This window comes from Polaribacter sp. WD7, assembly GCF_003335085.1.
In the GTDB taxonomy this organism is placed as follows: Bacteria; Bacteroidota; Bacteroidia; order Flavobacteriales; family Flavobacteriaceae; genus Polaribacter.
This window is the reverse complement of the sequence record NZ_QPEJ01000017.1, coordinates 414,930-429,755: the sequence shown is the minus strand read 5'-3', so window position 1 is coordinate 429,755 and position 14,826 is coordinate 414,930. Positions and strand designations below refer to the sequence as shown.

The window sequence follows — 14,826 nt, the reverse complement described above, 5'->3', positions numbered from 1 at the left end:
TTAATTTTTTTGCAAAGGACTTATAATTTTTACATCAGAAAAAGAGATAGCTCCTCTTACAACACCATCAATAGTTTTCTTTAAAGCTTCTATTAATTGCATTTTTAATTGAGATTTATGATAAATTAAACTAACCTCTCTTGCGGGTGGCGGACTTTTAAATTCGCGTAAATTTTGCTTGTCATTTTCACTTAAATCTAAAGTATGTAAATAAGGTAAAAGTGTCATACCTAACCCTTCTTTAGATAGTTTTATAAGCGTATCAAAACTTCCGCTTTCTAGCTGAAATCCTTTTTTATTATCAATTTTATGATTTCTACATAAGTTGATAATGCTATCTTTAAAACAATGTCCGTCTTCCAATAACAAAATATCTTCCATCTCTAACTCATCAGCATCAATATTTTTATTGTTAAAAAGTCTATGATTTTCAGGAATTAAGCCTACAAACGGTTCATAATATAAAGGTCTTTCTTTAATGGCTTCATTTTCTAAAGGAGTAGCTGCTATTGCAGCATCTATATGGCCATCAGTTAATTTTCGTATAATTTCTTCAGTAGTTAATTCCTCTATAATCAATTTAACTTTAGGATATGTTTTTGTAAAATTATTTAAAAACATTGGTAATAAGGTAGGCATAATTGTAGGAATAATTCCTAGCTTAAATTCACCTCCAATAAAACCTTTTTGTTGGTGTACAATGTCTAAAATTCTATTACTCTCATCTACAATTACTTTAGCTTGTTCTACTATTTTTTTACCAATATCAGTAAGTTCAATAGGTTTTTTAGATCGGTTAAATATTTGTACATCAAGCTCGTCTTCTAATTTTTGAATTTGCATACTTAACGTAGGTTGAGTAACAAAACTGTGTTCTGCAGCAACGGTAAAATTTTGATATTCTGCAACAGATAAAACATACTTTAATTGTGTGATTGTCATTTTTGATAATAAATTTTGATAAAGATATTAAAACTATCGACAATAGTTATGGTTTATGATTTTTTTTTTTGAATAAATTTGGCTTATATAAAAACAAAGATATAATGAACAAAACAATATTAGGCTTAGACAAACAAGATTCTGCTAATTTAGTTGATAATTTAAATGATTTGTTAGCTAACTTTCAAATTTTTTATCAAAATTTAAGAGGTTTACATTGGAATATTAAAGGGAAAAGTTTTTTTGAACTCCATATTAAATTTGAAGAATTTTATACTGATTCTCAAGTTAAAATTGATGACATTGCAGAACGTATTCTTACCTTACAAGGTACGCCTTTACACACCTTTTCTGACTATATTGCCCAAGCTTCTGTACCCGTAGGTAAAAATATTTCTAACGATGTAGAAGGTGTAGAATTGGTTGTAAATTCTCTTTCTGAATTGTTAAAAATTGAAAGAATAATTTTAGAATTGTCTGATAAAGCAGAAGACGAGGGTACAAACTCAATGATGAGTGATTTTATAGCCGAACAAGAAAAAACAATTTGGATGTTGAATTCTTGGTTAAGTAACTAAAAAATGAAATAACTTTACTTACAACAAACCTCTTTTAGATAAAATAGAGGAGGTTTGTTGTTTATATCTCAAAAGAGTAGCCTATGTCAATGCCTAAAATGTTATAACCATCATTGGGTTTTTGAAAATCTAGGTTAGACACATGACCAAAGTTTGTACCTAAATAAATAAATGATTTTTTAAAGACATTATAAGAAAAACCTAAAGAAAAATTTTCTGTAAAAGTAAATCCTTTGGCAAGTCTTTCTGTTCTTGTATCTATATAGTTAAAACCTAAACTGATACCTCCTTGTATGTCAAGTTTAGAAATGAGTTTCTTTTTTACAACAAAACCAAACTCTACACCATATAAGTTCATCTTTTTAGGTTGTGTAAATTCAGCTATTTTTTCTTGAACATTATCTTGGTCTGGTGTTACAAACCACTTGTTTAATAATTGATGATTTAAAAACTGAATTTGAGGTTGCACAATCAACTCAAAATTTAACTTTTTCCAATTTGCCAATTCATAAAAAGCTTGAGCTTTTATGGTCTTTGTAGTATATGTATAATCAGGATCATCAAAAATAAAATTTTCATTAGCTCCATAATTGTACAAAACACCAATTTTAGCAGGTTTTAGTTTATTTGTTTTACTTTGACAAACTATAGTTGCAGAAATAAATAATAAAATAATAAGTAAAAATCTGTATTTCATCTAAGGTTTTCAGTTTAAAAAACTAACTAAAAAGTGTTGCTACTTTTTCAGCTTTTCTGCTTTCACTATAGTCATAAAAACCTTCGCCAGATTTTACCCCTAATTTTCCTGCCGTAACCATATTTACCAATAATGGGCACGGAGCATATTTAGGGTTTTTAAATCCATCATACATTACATTTAAAATAGACAAACAAACATCCAATCCAATAAAATCTGCAAGTTGTAAGGGCCCCATAGGATGTGCCATACCAAGTTTCATAACAGTATCAATTTCTAAAACTCCGGCCACACCATTATACAACGTTTCTATAGATTCGTTAATCATAGGCATCAAAATTCTATTGGCAACAAAACCAGGATAATCATTTACCGCTACAGGTATTTTATGAATTTTTTTAGAAAGCGCAACAATAGTTTGCATCACAGTATCCGAAGTATTGTAACCTCTAATAATTTCTACTAATTTCATAACGGGTACAGGATTCATAAAATGCATCCCAATCACCTTTTCAGGTCTGCTTGTAGCTGCTGCAATTTGTGTAATAGAAATAGATGAAGTATTTGTTGCTAAAATGGTTTTTTCAGTACAAAAAGTATCTAGCTCTTTAAAAATTTTTATTTTTAAAATCTCATTTTCTGTAGCAGCCTCAATAACAAGATCAACATCAACAACTCCCTTTTTAATAGCAGTAAATGTTGTAATATTTTGTAAAGTTTGTATTTTATCGGCCTCAGAAATTTTCTCTTTAGCAACCATCCTGTCTAGATTTCTAGAAATAGTTTGCATACCTTTTTCTAAAGAGCTTTCAGAAATATCTATTAAATTTACAGTATAATTAAACTGAGCAAAGGTGTGCGCAATTCCGTTTCCCATGGTTCCGGCACCAATAACAGCAATATTTTTCATCAATAGTAAATTATTAGAATTATTATTTTGAGCGTTACCTAAAGGTCGGGCTTTTCGTTTCAATCTTTTGTAGTTGCTCTTAAAAGTTTTGCTCATAACTTCGCAAAAAGTTTTTCAACCAACATAAAAAAGGATTTCCACTGCTATCCCTAACGCCTCTTGTTTATAAACTTTGTTCTTAAAAACAATCAATTATCATTTGTGCAATCCTAAGTGCTTCTGCTCCTTGGCTTAACGTTACAATAGGGGTAGTATTGGTGTTAATTGCATCTGCAAAAGTTTCTAACTCATCTAAGATAGCATTGTTATCTTCAACCTCTGGGTTTTCAAAATAAATTTGTTTTTTTATTCCCTCTGCATTTTGTAAAATCATTGCAAATTCATCAGGATTTTCAGGTACATCTTTCATTCTAACCAATTCAGATTCTTTACTTAAAAAATTTACAGAAATGTAAGCATCTTTTTGAAAGAAACGAGATTTACGCATATTTTTCATAGAAATTCTACTTGCGGTTAAATTAGCAACACAACCGTTTTCAAACGCTATTCTAGCATTGGCAATATCTGGAGTTTCAGAAATTACAGCAACACCACTTGCATGTACATTTTTTACTTTAGACTGTACAACAGAAAGAATAATATCTATATCATGAATCATTAAATCTAAAACCACAGGTACATCTGTACCTCTTGGGTTAAATTCTGCCAACCTATGTGCTTCTATAAACATAGGGTTGTCTATTTTATCTTTAACAGCTAAAAACGCAGGGTTAAAACGCTCTACATGACCAACTTGACCTTTAACGTGGTATTGGCTTGCTAGTGTTTTTATAGCCTCTGCTTCTAAAATAGTATTGGTAATTGGTTTTTCTATAAAAATATGACAACCTTTTTCTATAGCTTGTTTAGCACATTCAAAATGCGAAAGAGTAGGAGTAACAATATCTACAACATCTACAGCATTTATTAACTCTTCTATAGAATTGAATGCTTTATAACCAAACTCATCAGCTACATTTTTAGCATTTTCTTTAGAAGGGTCATAAAAACCAACTAAATCATATTTGGTAGATTGTTGTAATAAACGTAAATGAATTTTACCTAGATGACCCGCACCTAAAACTCCTGCTTTTAGCATAAATAAAAATTTTTATAAGTTTACCGATTTCAAAAAATCGACTGTTAACAAAGATACAATTTTATGCCTATTTATATAGATTTATTACTATTTTTAGAGCTTATAAATTTATAAAATTTGAAAGATACTGCTAAACATCAAGGGCTTAGAAATCAATTAGCTAATGTATTACTAGCAAAAGGAATTACAGATCAAAACGTACTAAATGCTATAAAAAAAATACCGAGGCATTTATTTATAGATAGTAGTTTTGAGTCTCATGCTTACCAAGATAAAGCGTTTCCAATAGCAGCAGAACAAACCATATCTCAACCTTATACTGTGGCTTTTCAATCGCAAACATTGGCTGTTAAAAATGGAGAAAAAGTACTTGAAATAGGTACAGGTTCAGGCTATCAAACAGCAGTTTTGCTAGAGTTAAAGGCAGAAGTATATTCTATAGAAAGACAACATGAATTGTTTAAAAAGACATCTAATTTTTTACCCAAATTAGGGTACAAACCCAAACGATTTGTTTTTGGAGACGGTTACAAAGGCTTACCAGCACAAGCTCCTTTTGATAAAATTATAGTTACTGCAGGAGCTCCTTTTGTACCCAAGCCTTTATTATCTCAATTAAAAGTAGGAGGTATGCTACTAATTCCAGTTGGAGACAAAACACAAATAATGACTTTATTTGTTAGAAAATCTGCAACACAATTTGAGAAACACGAATTGGGTGACTTTGCGTTTGTGCCTATGTTAGAAGAAAAAAACTAACCTAACAGCTATTCATTTCATGGTATCAATTAACTTTTAGCTCTAGTCCAATATTTTGTTTTTCCTAATAAAGAAAAACCAATAAAACCTCTTAATTTTAATTTATTAGGTTTTACTAATTTTATATAACATTTGTAGACGTTACCATTTCTAGGATCTAAAATTTCTCCACCAGACCATTCATCATCATCTTTTTCTAAGCCAGTTAAAATTTCTAAACCTAAAATAGGTTTGTTTTTGTTGGTACCTTCACACTTTTTACAAACAGCGGTTTGCCTGTTTGGGTCTTTTATTTCTATAACTCTGGCATAAGCTTTTCCATCTTTCTCATACATTTCTATTACAGAATCTATTTCTCCAGTCTCATCATTGGTAGACAACCATTTTCCAAAAATAGTTTGTGAGTTAATACTTATAGTTAGTAAAAGAAATACAAAAGTTAAAATTGTTTTATTCATAATTTATTAAAATTTTAAATGTTTGTCAATTTAAAGCAACTCATAAATATAATTATATATATTTTAAATTTATAAAGTGGCATCAAAATAATTGTCCCATTTCCTTTGCACTTTTAAAACTTGCTCTATAACATCTCTAACACATCCTTCTCCGCCTTTGTAGTCAGAAATATATCTTGCTGCTTTTTGAACTTCTGGTACAGCATCGTTGGGGCAAGAGGGTAAACCAACTTTTTGCATCACAGGTACGTCTGGAATATCATCTCCCATATATAAAACGTTATCAGGTTTTAACTTGTATTTTTCAATGATTTCTGTGTACTGAACTATTTTATTATGAGCCCCTAAATAAATATCAGAAATACCCAAAGCGGCTAATCTGCTTTTTACAGCTTGATTGGTGCCGCCAGAAATAATACAGACTCTAAACCCTTTATTTAAAGCAGTTTTCATAGCGTATCCATCTTTTACGTTCATATGTCTTACCAGTTCGCCATCAGGCATTATGGTTAACATACCGTTTGTTAGTACTCCGTCAACATCAAAAATAAATGTTGAAATATTGGCTAATAATTGTTTGTAACTAATCTCCATTTTGGATTGATTTTGTTAAGATTTGATAGATTTCTTGCTGTTTTTTAGTCAATAAATCTAAATGATTTTGTATTGTTTTTTGATCTCCTCTAATAGCAGGTCCTGTTTGTGCTTTTTCTGGTGTTAGGGTTTCTATTTTTAAAGCGGTTTCTTTAATTAAAGGTTTTAAAATATCAAAAGAAAGGTTGTGTTTATGGCAAATATCATTCCCAATTTTGTAAAGGTAATTGCTAAAATTATTTACAAAAACGGCAGCAACATGCAACGCTTTTCGTTGTTCAGAATTTACTTTGTAAACTTTTTTGCCTATAGCTATAGCAAGTTTTTCAAGGACTTTAAAATCTTTATAGTTATGCGCTTCTAAACAGAAAGGAATTTCTGAAAAATCAATTATTTTTTCTTTAGAAAAACTTTGTAACATGTAAAACACACCTTTTCTAGTAGTGTTTTGTAGTTCGTCAATAGCACATCCACCAGAAGTATGAACTACAAAAGAGTTCTTAATTTGAGCAGAAACTTTTGCTATAGCATCATCAGATACGGCAATTATGGTAACGTCTGCATTGGGTATGTTTTGTAACTTTCTAGAATTGATTTGACTAACATCTATTTCGTCAACTTTTAAGAAAGCATTGTATAAATGAAAAGCTACATTTCCTTTACCAACAAGTAGAACAGATATCATACTACGAAGATATCGTTTTTTTAAGAAAAGATAATTTAAGATTTGTTAATTTAGCCCTAAGAAACAAATGAAATGAAAGAATCTAATAAATTAGGATTAAACACAACTTGTGTACATGTTGGAGAGGTAAAGGACGAACAGTTTAAAGGAGCGGTTTCTCCTATTTACACCTCTACTTCTTATGCTTTTGATGGGGTAGATGTTAAACGATATCCACGTTATTTTAATACGCCAAATCAACAAATGTTACATAAAAAAATTGCAGCCTTAGAACATGCTGAAGATGCATTAATTTTTACTTCAGGAATGGCTGCAATTTCTGCTGCGTTAATGACTTTTTTACAAAAAGGAGATCATGTAGTTGTACAACAAGTAATATATGGGGGAACGTATAATTTTATTGTTTCTGAATTTGATAAATACGGTATAGAATATTCGTTTACTGAGTCTGATAATATTGAAGACTTTAAAACATTGATTAAAGAAAATACTAAGATATTGTATATAGAAACACCTTCTAATCCTCTTTTAGGAATTACAGATATGAAAGCAGTAACTACCTTGGCAAAAAAACATGATATTATAACCATGATAGATAATACGTTTGCTTCACCTATCAATCAAAACCCAATAGATTTTGGTATTGATATTATTTTACATTCTGCTACAAAATACATGGGTGGTCATTCAGATATTTCTGCAGGAGCAATTGCGGCATCTAAAAAGCATATAGAAGAAATTTGGAAAACAGCTATAAACTTTGGTGGTAACTTAAGTGATCAAACGGTTTGGTTGCTAGAAAGAAGTTTAAAAACATTAAATCTTAGAGTTTCTGCGCAAACAGAAAATGCCCAGAAAATGGCAGAATATCTAGAAAAAAACACAAACATAGATAAGGTGTATTACCCTGGTTTAAAGAGTCATCCGAAATATGAATTGGCAAAAAAACAAATGAAAGGGTTTGGAGCAATGTTGTCTTTTGAATTGAAAGATGGTATAGATACTATGGCCTTTCAAAATAATTTACAATTGATTAAGCCTTCAATGAGTTTAGCAGGTTTAGAAAGTACAACAGTAAGTCCTACTCAGACTACCCATGCATTATTAAGTGAAGAAGAACGATTAGAAAGAGGTATAAAAGACGGTTTAATTCGTTTTTCTGTTGGTATAGAAGAGCCTGAAGATTTAATAGCAGACATAGAACAAGCTATATGTAAAGTAAAGATGTAACTTTTTTACAAAGTTTAATCAAATTTAGTTTAATAAAAGAGTTATTTAGAAATTAGAAAGTAATGAAATTAGATATATTAGTATTTGGAGCTCATCCTGATGATGTAGAATTGGGTTGTGGAGCAACAATAGCCAAAGAAGTAGCCTCAGGAAAAAAGGTAGGAATTATAGACTTAACAAGAGGTGAGTTAGGTACACGTGGTTCAGCTGAATTGAGAGCTAAAGAAGCGGCAACATCTGCTAAAATTTTAGGTGTTTCTGTGCGCGAAAATTTAGCTTTTGCAGATGGTTTTTTTACCAATGATAAAGAACATCAATTAAAAATAATAGAAAAGATTAGAAAATACCAACCAGAAATAGTTTTGTGTAACGCAGTTGATGATAGACATATAGATCATCCTAAAGGAAGTAAATTGGTTTCTGATGCTTGTTTTTTAAGTGGTTTATTAAAGATTGAAACAAAAATTGAAGGTTTAGTACAAGAAAAATGGAGACCCAAACAAGTGTATCATTATATACAATGGAAAAATATAGAACCACATTTTGTAATTGATGTAACAGGTTTTATAGATAAAAAGGTGGCTTCAGTTTTAGCATACGGTTCTCAATTTTTTGATCCAAATAGTAAAGAACCTCAAACACCAATTTCTAGTAAAAACTTTACTGATAGTGTAACTTACAGAGCTAGAGACTTAGGGAGGTTAATAGGTGTAGAGCATGCAGAAGGTTTTACTTCAGAGCGTTACGTAGCTGTACAAAATTTAAGTAAATTAATTTAATTTTTTCTTTTCACAGAAATGAAAATAAATTATATTTGCATCCGCTAACAGCAAATGGTGATTGTAGCTCAGCTGGTTAGAGCGCCGGATTGTGGTTCCGGAGGTCGCCGGTTCGAAACCGGTCTTTCACCCAAAATAACAAAACCTACTTTTTAAGTAGGTTTTTTTTGTGAATTATGTTTACTAAAAAGTAGTTATAAAAAACTATGTGTTTGATTTACAGGTTTAAAAACAAAGAAAAGGTAATGAGTTTGTGATTTTTACGTATATTTGTAAAGATTGAGAATTAATCATTTAGAAGCATCAATCAAATATTGAGAGTCTTTTGACAAATGATTATCTTAATTAGGGGATGACAATCATTAAGAGTTGTGATATTATTATTCTGTGGGGAATACTAATTAGATTGGTTCACAGACTCTTCAATATTTGATATTCTCTGAAGAATATTGCTAGATAATTCTTCAAACTGCTTCTTGACTATGCTTTTGATCTGAAATTCTATAGGGGATCGAACTTCGCTTAGGGGTGCATAGTTATTATTATATTTTCCTCGTCCAGTTAATAACCACATAGGGTCTATGTCTGGTATGTTATCGATGATAGCAAACAAAATAGTTTCATTAGGTTTTTTAGTATAGTTGACAACTGCGCTAATAAGCTGTTGAGAAACTCCGATTAATTCTGAAAATTGTCTTTGATTCAATCTACTATCTTTAAAAACCTTAATTATTCTATCTGATCGTTGTCTATCCTCACTCTTCATTTTAATTAATTACTCCAAATGTAGTAAAATTTCACTACAAAACAAGTTTTTTTAAATAAATTTTTTTAGAAGGAATCTAAAATACGTAAAACTTCTGCTCTTTTTCTTACAGAAACAGGGATGTTAGATCCATCTTTTAATATCAAATATCCTCCATCAGATTTTACAAATTCTTTGATAAAAAGGGTGTTTATTAAATGACTTTGGTGAACTCTAATAAAATTATACTCTTTTAATATGTCTGCGTAATATTTAAGTGTTTTAGAAACTAATATTTTTGTTTTATCTAAAAAATAAAAAGTTGTGTAATTGTTATCTGATTGACAACGCACAATATTGGTAATATCTACTACTATTATTTTCTCTTGCGTATGTAAGGATAGTTTTTGTAATTTTTTTGTAGGCTCTGTAACTGCTTGTTTTAGAATTGTTAATTGTTCTTTTTGAGGAGATAACTGCTGTTTTACTTTATGAAAAGACTGTATTAAATCTGAAATTGAATATGGTTTTAAAATATAGTCTATTGCTGCAAATTTAAATGCTCTAATGGCATATGCATCACTAGCTGTAATAAAAATGATTTTGGATGTCAAATTTGGAAATATTTCTAGAATGTCAAATCCTGTACCGTCACTTAACATAATATCTAAAAAGAGAATATCAGGTTGTTTTTGCTGCAATAGTTTTGCGGCTTCAACAACACTAGTTGCTGTATTTAATACAGAAACTTCTGTAAGATGCATGTTAATATCATTTACTAACATTTCTAAAGCTAGTAAATTATCTTCTACCACAAATGATGTAAATTCATTCATATTTTGATGTTAATAATCTGTTTTTAGTGGAATTTTAAAAGCTACTTTAGTACCTTTTACTGATTCATTTTTCAAAATAGTACCGATATGAAAACCATGATTAGGTGTTATATTTTGAATTCTTTCTTCAGTGATTTCTAAAGCAGCAGATTTGTGTTTTTTGTCTCTTTTTTCCTTTATTTTTCTAAAACCTATACCGTTATCTAAAATTGTAATATGAAGGTTCTGATGTTTTACTTCAAAAATGACCTCAATTTTAGCCTTTGTGTTAGTGTTACTAAAAGCGTGCCTTACAGAGTTTTCTACAAATGGTTGTATTAACATAGGTGGAATTAAGATTTCTTCTGTATCTATAGCCTTTAAATTTAGTTGTATTGAATAATCAAAATGAAATGTATGCATCTTTTGTTCTAAAGCTAAATAACTTTCTAGGGTCTGTATTTCATCTAATAGAGTAATTTCATCTGTTCTAGAATTATTTAAAATACTGCGTAGTAAAATTGAAAATTGCGTAATGGTTTTGTTAAGTTCTTTTAAATTGCCAGCATTACCCAAAGCTTTAATTCCATTTAGTACATTGAAAATAAAATGAGGATTCATTTGAAGTTGTAGCGCTTTTTGTTCTAAACTCATCAAATAGTTTTGAGTGGTTAACTGTACTACTTTTTGCTGATTTTTCTTTTTTATTTTTTTTATTCTAAGTTCAATAACAGCAGCTAGACCTAAACAGAATAATGAAGTAATCAAAATATAAAACCAAGTTTGTTTGTAAAAAGGATCTGCAATGGTAAAGGAGTAAGATATTTTACCACTTAATTGATTGTTGCTTTTAGATTGAGCTGTAAACACATATGATCCTGATTGTAAACTTGCAAATGTTACCTGACTTTGTATACTCCAAGGAGATGTATTTTTATTAAGTTGGTAACGGTATTGTGTTTTGTGAGGGTTTTTGAAATCTACAGTTTTATAAGAAAATGTGATATTATTCTCTGATGATGGTAAGTTTTGTTTTTTGTTTTCAAGGTGATTAACCTCTTTGTAATTCACCAAAACCTTTTCAAAATGTATTTTTGGTACAACTGATTTTGAGGTGTTACTATCGTACTGGTAAATGTATCCGTTGTTGCTTCCAACCCAAAGGAAATTTGTTGTATCTACAAAAAGTGATGTAAGTGTATTACTAATTTTAGCATTGTATTTGTTAACCTTTCTAATAAAACTGAACGTATGGGCATTGATAACTTCAATTCCGTTTGAAGTTGTAGAAATCCAAATTTCGTCATTTAATTGTTTAAGAGAATGGATGTCTTTTAATTCATACACCTTCTGAATTGTTGCATTTTTATCTATTGTAAAGATTTCGAGATTGTTGGCTACAGTAACCATATAATTTTTTGTCGCCAAAAACTGTTTAAAAGTTAAATTAGAAATTTTTTTTATTTTTTGTGGTGTAATTAAATTATCTGTACTCCATAACCCCTTGTTAGTTGCTATATAAAATTGATTATTTGCATTAACTATATTGTAAACAATAGAAGAATTTATTATAGAATTAAAAAATAAAGGAACTATTTGATTTTTTCTAAAAATGCAAATACCTTTAGCTGTGGCTAAGAAAATACTATTTTTAAAGACCGATATTTTGTAAACTTCATTAGAGTTGAAGTGTTCTTTCTTATTTTGATAACAAGTGGTAAGTCCATTGGTATGTGCTATATATATCGTGTTTTGGTTTTTTAAAACGTAGTTTGAACTTTTAGTGGATACATTTTGAGCCCTAATACCATCAAATTTATAAACGCCATTATCACTAGCAATCCATAAATAACCAATTTTATCTTGAGTAATGTGATTTATGGTAGCTTCTGTAAAATCATCAACTATAGAAAAACGCGATAATTTATTTTCCTGTGCATAGTTACTATAAATAGCAAAGATAAAAATGATGAAAAGTATTTTTTTGTGCATGTGAATAAACGTGGTACTAGTTTTTTAAGTAGTTAAATATAAAAGTATTCTTGTATTATTTACAGGTAAACACCATTACTTTATTTTAAATAAGAGCAATGGTGTTTTAAGCATACAATTTCTATTCCATAATTATTTCATCGCGTATAGGCGTTTGTTGTTGGTGTCTGGTTTTACATGTTGCAAATCTCCGTAAGGTTTTATTAAAGGTTTTAGAATTAAAATACCTGTTGTTCTGCCTCTAATTACAAAAGTGCTGTTTTTTGAACTCCAGTTCCATCTATATTTTTCAATAGCAATATTGTTTTTGTTTAGTTCAACCATCAACTCATCGTGTAGAGAAATCCAATCCATAATTTCTTCTTTAGTGGTAAAGGTTGGCATTTTTTCATCTGTATTATGAAAATCAAACTCCCATTTAATCGGTATAGAAAATGTAGTATAGTATGCGTCACCAATAAATCTTTCGTTATTATTATGCAAAGCGTCAAACCAATCTATATCTTTTTCTTCTGGATATTTTCTTGCCAATTCTTTAGAGAGGTCTATTTTTCCTGGAGAGTTTGCTGTAGGATAAAACACATAGTAAGGTTGTGCTAAAGAATGATCTGAAAACTTACCTCCAAAAATAGTATGGTATGGAGATGCTACAACTTTTGGTAAATTTTTTGCTGAAAAAGCAGTTTTTAAGGTTTTGAGTAGCTCTTTATTTTCCATTAAACCAGATGCGTGAAATACAATTTTAGTATTTTGGTTTACCACATCTTTTAATGAAGGCAAAGTACCTTGATTAATAGTTCTTTGTAATGTTTCTGATGTAATTTTTTCGCCTCTAATAGTGGTTTCTAAATTCATACCCTTGTAAGGATTGCTTTGGTTTACAATATGTACCTCTCCGTATGGGTTTTTGGTAGCATTGGTATTTAACCAGGTAATAATTTCTTCAAGAGAATATTGACCATCAACTACTTTTAAACCTTTTTCTTGAAAATAGGTTCTAGCATTTGTATAAAAGGTTTCATTGCCTTTATCAAAACCTGCAATAAAAACAATAGGCGCTCTAGATGTTGTTGCTTTTACAGTTTCTTTATTTGAAATGCTGTTTTTGGCTACAATAGTTTTTGTGTTTTGTTTTTCAATTTTCTGATTGTTACAGCTAACTAAAAAAATACTTACTACTAATAAGCTTATTACGGACACTGTTTTTTTTAAGATTTTCTTCATGATTTCTATTTTTTATGATTAATACATCTTAAAAATAGGGTAGAAGTAAACCTAAACTTTAGGGAGATGAGAATTCGTTAAAGATGAATTAGAATTCGTAAAAAATTACACGACTAATCATATTCGTGATTATAAATAACCAATTCCGTCAATTCTTTTTTAGAAGGATCATCTGCAAAAGAGCGTAAATAATCATCCATAAATAAGATTATCCTTTCTTCAGGATAAAATAAGACCTTGTTATCGTACTGAGCCCATTCATTCATATTAATATACGTTTTACCGTTTTTAAAACGAAAAAAGTCTTGAATGTGTTCAGGAAGTTTTTCTTCTAGCTCTTCATTAACAAAAACATTGTAGTAATTTAAATCTGCTGTAAAAAAATGAAAAGACAGTAAGCTATCATAAAACCCTGTTTGATTATTAGCAAAAGGTAAGCAAACTGTAAAAATTAACATTGCTACTTTTTGTTTATTAAAGTATTTCAAGAAAAATTCAAGAGGGTTGTAAGTTTTTAAGGTCCAAAATATAATGATGACAGAAAACATGTTTTGAATATTCCAAGGCACAACATTGTATCCATAACCTAAATAAAACAATAAAAAGGTAATAACACAATGCATAGAAAGTATAAAGAGTACACCAATTTTTCTGGTTGTATTAAATAATAATAAAATGCCCATAGATGCTTCTAGCCAAGGTACTGCGTAGGTAAACATTTCTAAAAACCATTGAGGCAAACAAATTAGCGCATTTGCAGAAGTGTCTACACAACTAAAATGTTTATTTAAAGCACTTAACCATTGAATGTAAAAATCATAATTTACTTTTTGAATTCCACTCCAAAAATACGTTGCAAAAAAAACTAAAATAACAGCATAGAGTACCTTTCTTTGATGTGCTCTTTTTCTAAAAATTTCTATAGCAAAAATGGTTAAAAAACTCTGATAAAAATAAGGCTGTAGTCTATTTTGATCTACAAAGGCCAAATACAAATAAAGCAACACTATAAGAATACCTTGCCACCGTTTATTTTGAAAAATATAAATTATTTGAATTACAAAAAAGAAGCCGCCTAAAATATAATCTACAGGAGACGTTGGTGTTGGTAACCAATCAAATAAAGGAACAATTGGAAAAGTTTTGGTAGATATCCATAGTTTTGGAGCGTAAACCATGAGTACTAAAACCGCTAAAATTGCAATAATTCTAACCCAATTGACTTTTTGTTTGTCCGTTAAATCTGTAAGTTTTGCCCAAATTTTTTCCATGTATAAAAG

At 29.7% G+C, this 14,826-nt stretch carries 16 protein-coding genes and 1 tRNA gene; 5 read left to right on the top strand and 12 right to left on the bottom strand.

Annotated features, from left to right (window positions below):
• On the bottom strand, positions 1 to 942 hold the full coding sequence (locus DUT90_RS08300; protein ID WP_114426690.1) for a hydrogen peroxide-inducible genes activator: 942 nt from the start codon (positions 940 to 942) through the stop codon (positions 1 to 3).
• 104 nt (positions 943 to 1,046) lie between these two features.
• On the opposite strand from DUT90_RS08300, the gene DUT90_RS08295 reads away from it, so the two are divergent.
• Complete coding sequence (locus DUT90_RS08295; protein WP_114426689.1) at positions 1,047 to 1,520, top strand: Dps family protein; 474 nt, start codon at positions 1,047 to 1,049, stop codon at positions 1,518 to 1,520.
• Between the two features lie 61 nt (positions 1,521 to 1,581).
• On the opposite strand, the gene DUT90_RS13510 is transcribed toward DUT90_RS08295, so the two are convergent.
• The 3 genes from DUT90_RS13510 to DUT90_RS08275 form a co-directional block, all read right to left on the bottom strand.
• Positions 1,582 to 2,217 carry an acyloxyacyl hydrolase gene (locus DUT90_RS13510; protein ID WP_258848526.1) on the bottom strand — a complete coding sequence of 212 codons (636 nt, stop codon included), beginning with the start codon at positions 2,215 to 2,217 and terminating at the stop codon, positions 1,582 to 1,584.
• Between the two features lie 22 nt (positions 2,218 to 2,239).
• On the bottom strand, positions 2,240 to 3,127 hold the full coding sequence (locus tag DUT90_RS08280; RefSeq protein ID WP_114426878.1) for a 3-hydroxyacyl-CoA dehydrogenase family protein: 888 nt from the start codon (positions 3,125 to 3,127) through the stop codon (positions 2,240 to 2,242).
• Positions 3,128 to 3,305: 178 nt separating this feature from the next.
• Positions 3,306 to 4,265: a Gfo/Idh/MocA family protein gene (locus tag DUT90_RS08275; protein ID WP_114426688.1), complete on the bottom strand. Its 960-nt coding sequence runs from the start codon at positions 4,263 to 4,265 to the stop codon at positions 3,306 to 3,308.
• Positions 4,266 to 4,382: 117 nt separating this feature from the next.
• On the opposite strand from DUT90_RS08275, the gene DUT90_RS08270 reads away from it, so the two are divergent.
• Complete coding sequence (locus DUT90_RS08270) at positions 4,383 to 5,024, top strand: protein-L-isoaspartate(D-aspartate) O-methyltransferase (protein WP_114426687.1); 642 nt, start codon at positions 4,383 to 4,385, stop codon at positions 5,022 to 5,024.
• A gap of 29 nt (positions 5,025 to 5,053) precedes the next feature.
• Here the strand turns inward: DUT90_RS08270 and DUT90_RS08265 are convergent, their stop codons facing one another.
• The 3 genes from DUT90_RS08265 to DUT90_RS08255 form a co-directional block, all read right to left on the bottom strand.
• On the bottom strand, positions 5,054 to 5,482 hold the full coding sequence (locus tag DUT90_RS08265) for a DUF2147 domain-containing protein (protein ID WP_114426686.1): 429 nt from the start codon (positions 5,480 to 5,482) through the stop codon (positions 5,054 to 5,056).
• Between the two features lie 69 nt (positions 5,483 to 5,551).
• Positions 5,552 to 6,076: an HAD family hydrolase gene (locus DUT90_RS08260; RefSeq protein ID WP_114426685.1), complete on the bottom strand. Its 525-nt coding sequence runs from the start codon at positions 6,074 to 6,076 to the stop codon at positions 5,552 to 5,554.
• Positions 6,066 to 6,761, bottom strand: coding sequence for a Rossmann-like and DUF2520 domain-containing protein (locus tag DUT90_RS08255; RefSeq protein ID WP_114426684.1), 696 nt, complete (start codon positions 6,759 to 6,761; stop codon positions 6,066 to 6,068). The genes DUT90_RS08260 and DUT90_RS08255 overlap by 11 nt, the downstream gene beginning before the upstream one ends.
• A gap of 72 nt (positions 6,762 to 6,833) precedes the next feature.
• On the opposite strand from DUT90_RS08255, the gene DUT90_RS08250 reads away from it, so the two are divergent.
• From DUT90_RS08250 to DUT90_RS08240, 3 genes are all read left to right on the top strand, one after another.
• A complete protein-coding gene (locus DUT90_RS08250; RefSeq protein WP_114426683.1) occupies positions 6,834 to 7,991 on the top strand; it encodes a PLP-dependent aspartate aminotransferase family protein in 1,158 nt (385 codons plus the stop codon).
• A gap of 62 nt (positions 7,992 to 8,053) precedes the next feature.
• On the top strand, positions 8,054 to 8,770 hold the full coding sequence (gene bshB1, locus DUT90_RS08245) for a bacillithiol biosynthesis deacetylase BshB1 (protein ID WP_114426682.1): 717 nt from the start codon (positions 8,054 to 8,056) through the stop codon (positions 8,768 to 8,770).
• A 56-nt stretch (positions 8,771 to 8,826) separates the two neighbouring features.
• Positions 8,827 to 8,902 (top strand) — tRNA-His (locus DUT90_RS08240).
• A gap of 265 nt (positions 8,903 to 9,167) precedes the next feature.
• Here the strand turns inward: DUT90_RS08240 and DUT90_RS13350 are convergent.
• The 5 genes from DUT90_RS13350 to DUT90_RS08215 all read right to left on the bottom strand — a co-directional run bounded on the left by DUT90_RS13350 (position 9,168) and on the right by DUT90_RS08215 (position 14,817).
• Complete coding sequence (locus DUT90_RS13350) at positions 9,168 to 9,476, bottom strand: helix-turn-helix transcriptional regulator (protein WP_181858167.1); 309 nt, start codon at positions 9,474 to 9,476, stop codon at positions 9,168 to 9,170.
• A 125-nt stretch (positions 9,477 to 9,601) separates the two neighbouring features.
• Complete coding sequence (locus DUT90_RS08230; RefSeq protein ID WP_114426680.1) at positions 9,602 to 10,351, bottom strand: LytTR family DNA-binding domain-containing protein; 750 nt, start codon at positions 10,349 to 10,351, stop codon at positions 9,602 to 9,604.
• A 9-nt stretch (positions 10,352 to 10,360) separates the two neighbouring features.
• The gene (locus DUT90_RS08225) at positions 10,361 to 12,322 is read right to left on the bottom strand and encodes a histidine kinase (protein WP_114426679.1); all 1,962 of its coding nucleotides are present in this window, start codon (positions 12,320 to 12,322) and stop codon (positions 10,361 to 10,363) included.
• 132 nt (positions 12,323 to 12,454) lie between these two features.
• Positions 12,455 to 13,546, bottom strand: coding sequence for a hypothetical protein (locus DUT90_RS08220; protein ID WP_114426678.1), 1,092 nt, complete (start codon positions 13,544 to 13,546; stop codon positions 12,455 to 12,457).
• Positions 13,547 to 13,659: 113 nt separating this feature from the next.
• Complete coding sequence (locus DUT90_RS08215; protein WP_114426677.1) at positions 13,660 to 14,817, bottom strand: MauE/DoxX family redox-associated membrane protein; 1,158 nt, start codon at positions 14,815 to 14,817, stop codon at positions 13,660 to 13,662.
• Between the last annotated feature and the right edge of the window lie 9 nt (positions 14,818 to 14,826).

Coding starts and splice junctions, on each gene's coding strand:
- DUT90_RS08300 (WP_114426690.1), bottom strand. CDS start 942: ATGACAATCACACAATTAAAGTATGTTTTATCTGTTGCAGAATATCAA.
- DUT90_RS08295 (WP_114426689.1), top strand. CDS start 1,047: ATGAACAAAACAATATTAGGCTTAGACAAACAAGATTCTGCTAATTTA.
- DUT90_RS13510 (WP_258848526.1), bottom strand. CDS start 2,217: ATGAAATACAGATTTTTACTTATTATTTTATTATTTATTTCTGCAACT.
- DUT90_RS08280 (WP_114426878.1), bottom strand. CDS start 3,127: ATGAAAAATATTGCTGTTATTGGTGCCGGAACCATGGGAAACGGAATT.
- DUT90_RS08275 (WP_114426688.1), bottom strand. CDS start 4,265: ATGCTAAAAGCAGGAGTTTTAGGTGCGGGTCATCTAGGTAAAATTCAT.
- DUT90_RS08265 (WP_114426686.1), bottom strand. CDS start 5,482: ATGAATAAAACAATTTTAACTTTTGTATTTCTTTTACTAACTATAAGT.
- DUT90_RS08260 (WP_114426685.1), bottom strand. CDS start 6,076: ATGGAGATTAGTTACAAACAATTATTAGCCAATATTTCAACATTTATT.
- DUT90_RS08255 (WP_114426684.1), bottom strand. CDS start 6,761: ATGATATCTGTTCTACTTGTTGGTAAAGGAAATGTAGCTTTTCATTTA.
- DUT90_RS08250 (WP_114426683.1), top strand. CDS start 6,834: ATGAAAGAATCTAATAAATTAGGATTAAACACAACTTGTGTACATGTT.
- bshB1 (WP_114426682.1), top strand. CDS start 8,054: ATGAAATTAGATATATTAGTATTTGGAGCTCATCCTGATGATGTAGAA.
- DUT90_RS08230 (WP_114426680.1), bottom strand. CDS start 10,351: ATGAATGAATTTACATCATTTGTGGTAGAAGATAATTTACTAGCTTTA.
- DUT90_RS08225 (WP_114426679.1), bottom strand. CDS start 12,322: ATGCACAAAAAAATACTTTTCATCATTTTTATCTTTGCTATTTATAGT.
- DUT90_RS08220 (WP_114426678.1), bottom strand. CDS start 13,546: ATGAAGAAAATCTTAAAAAAAACAGTGTCCGTAATAAGCTTATTAGTA.
- DUT90_RS08215 (WP_114426677.1), bottom strand. CDS start 14,817: ATGGAAAAAATTTGGGCAAAACTTACAGATTTAACGGACAAACAAAAA.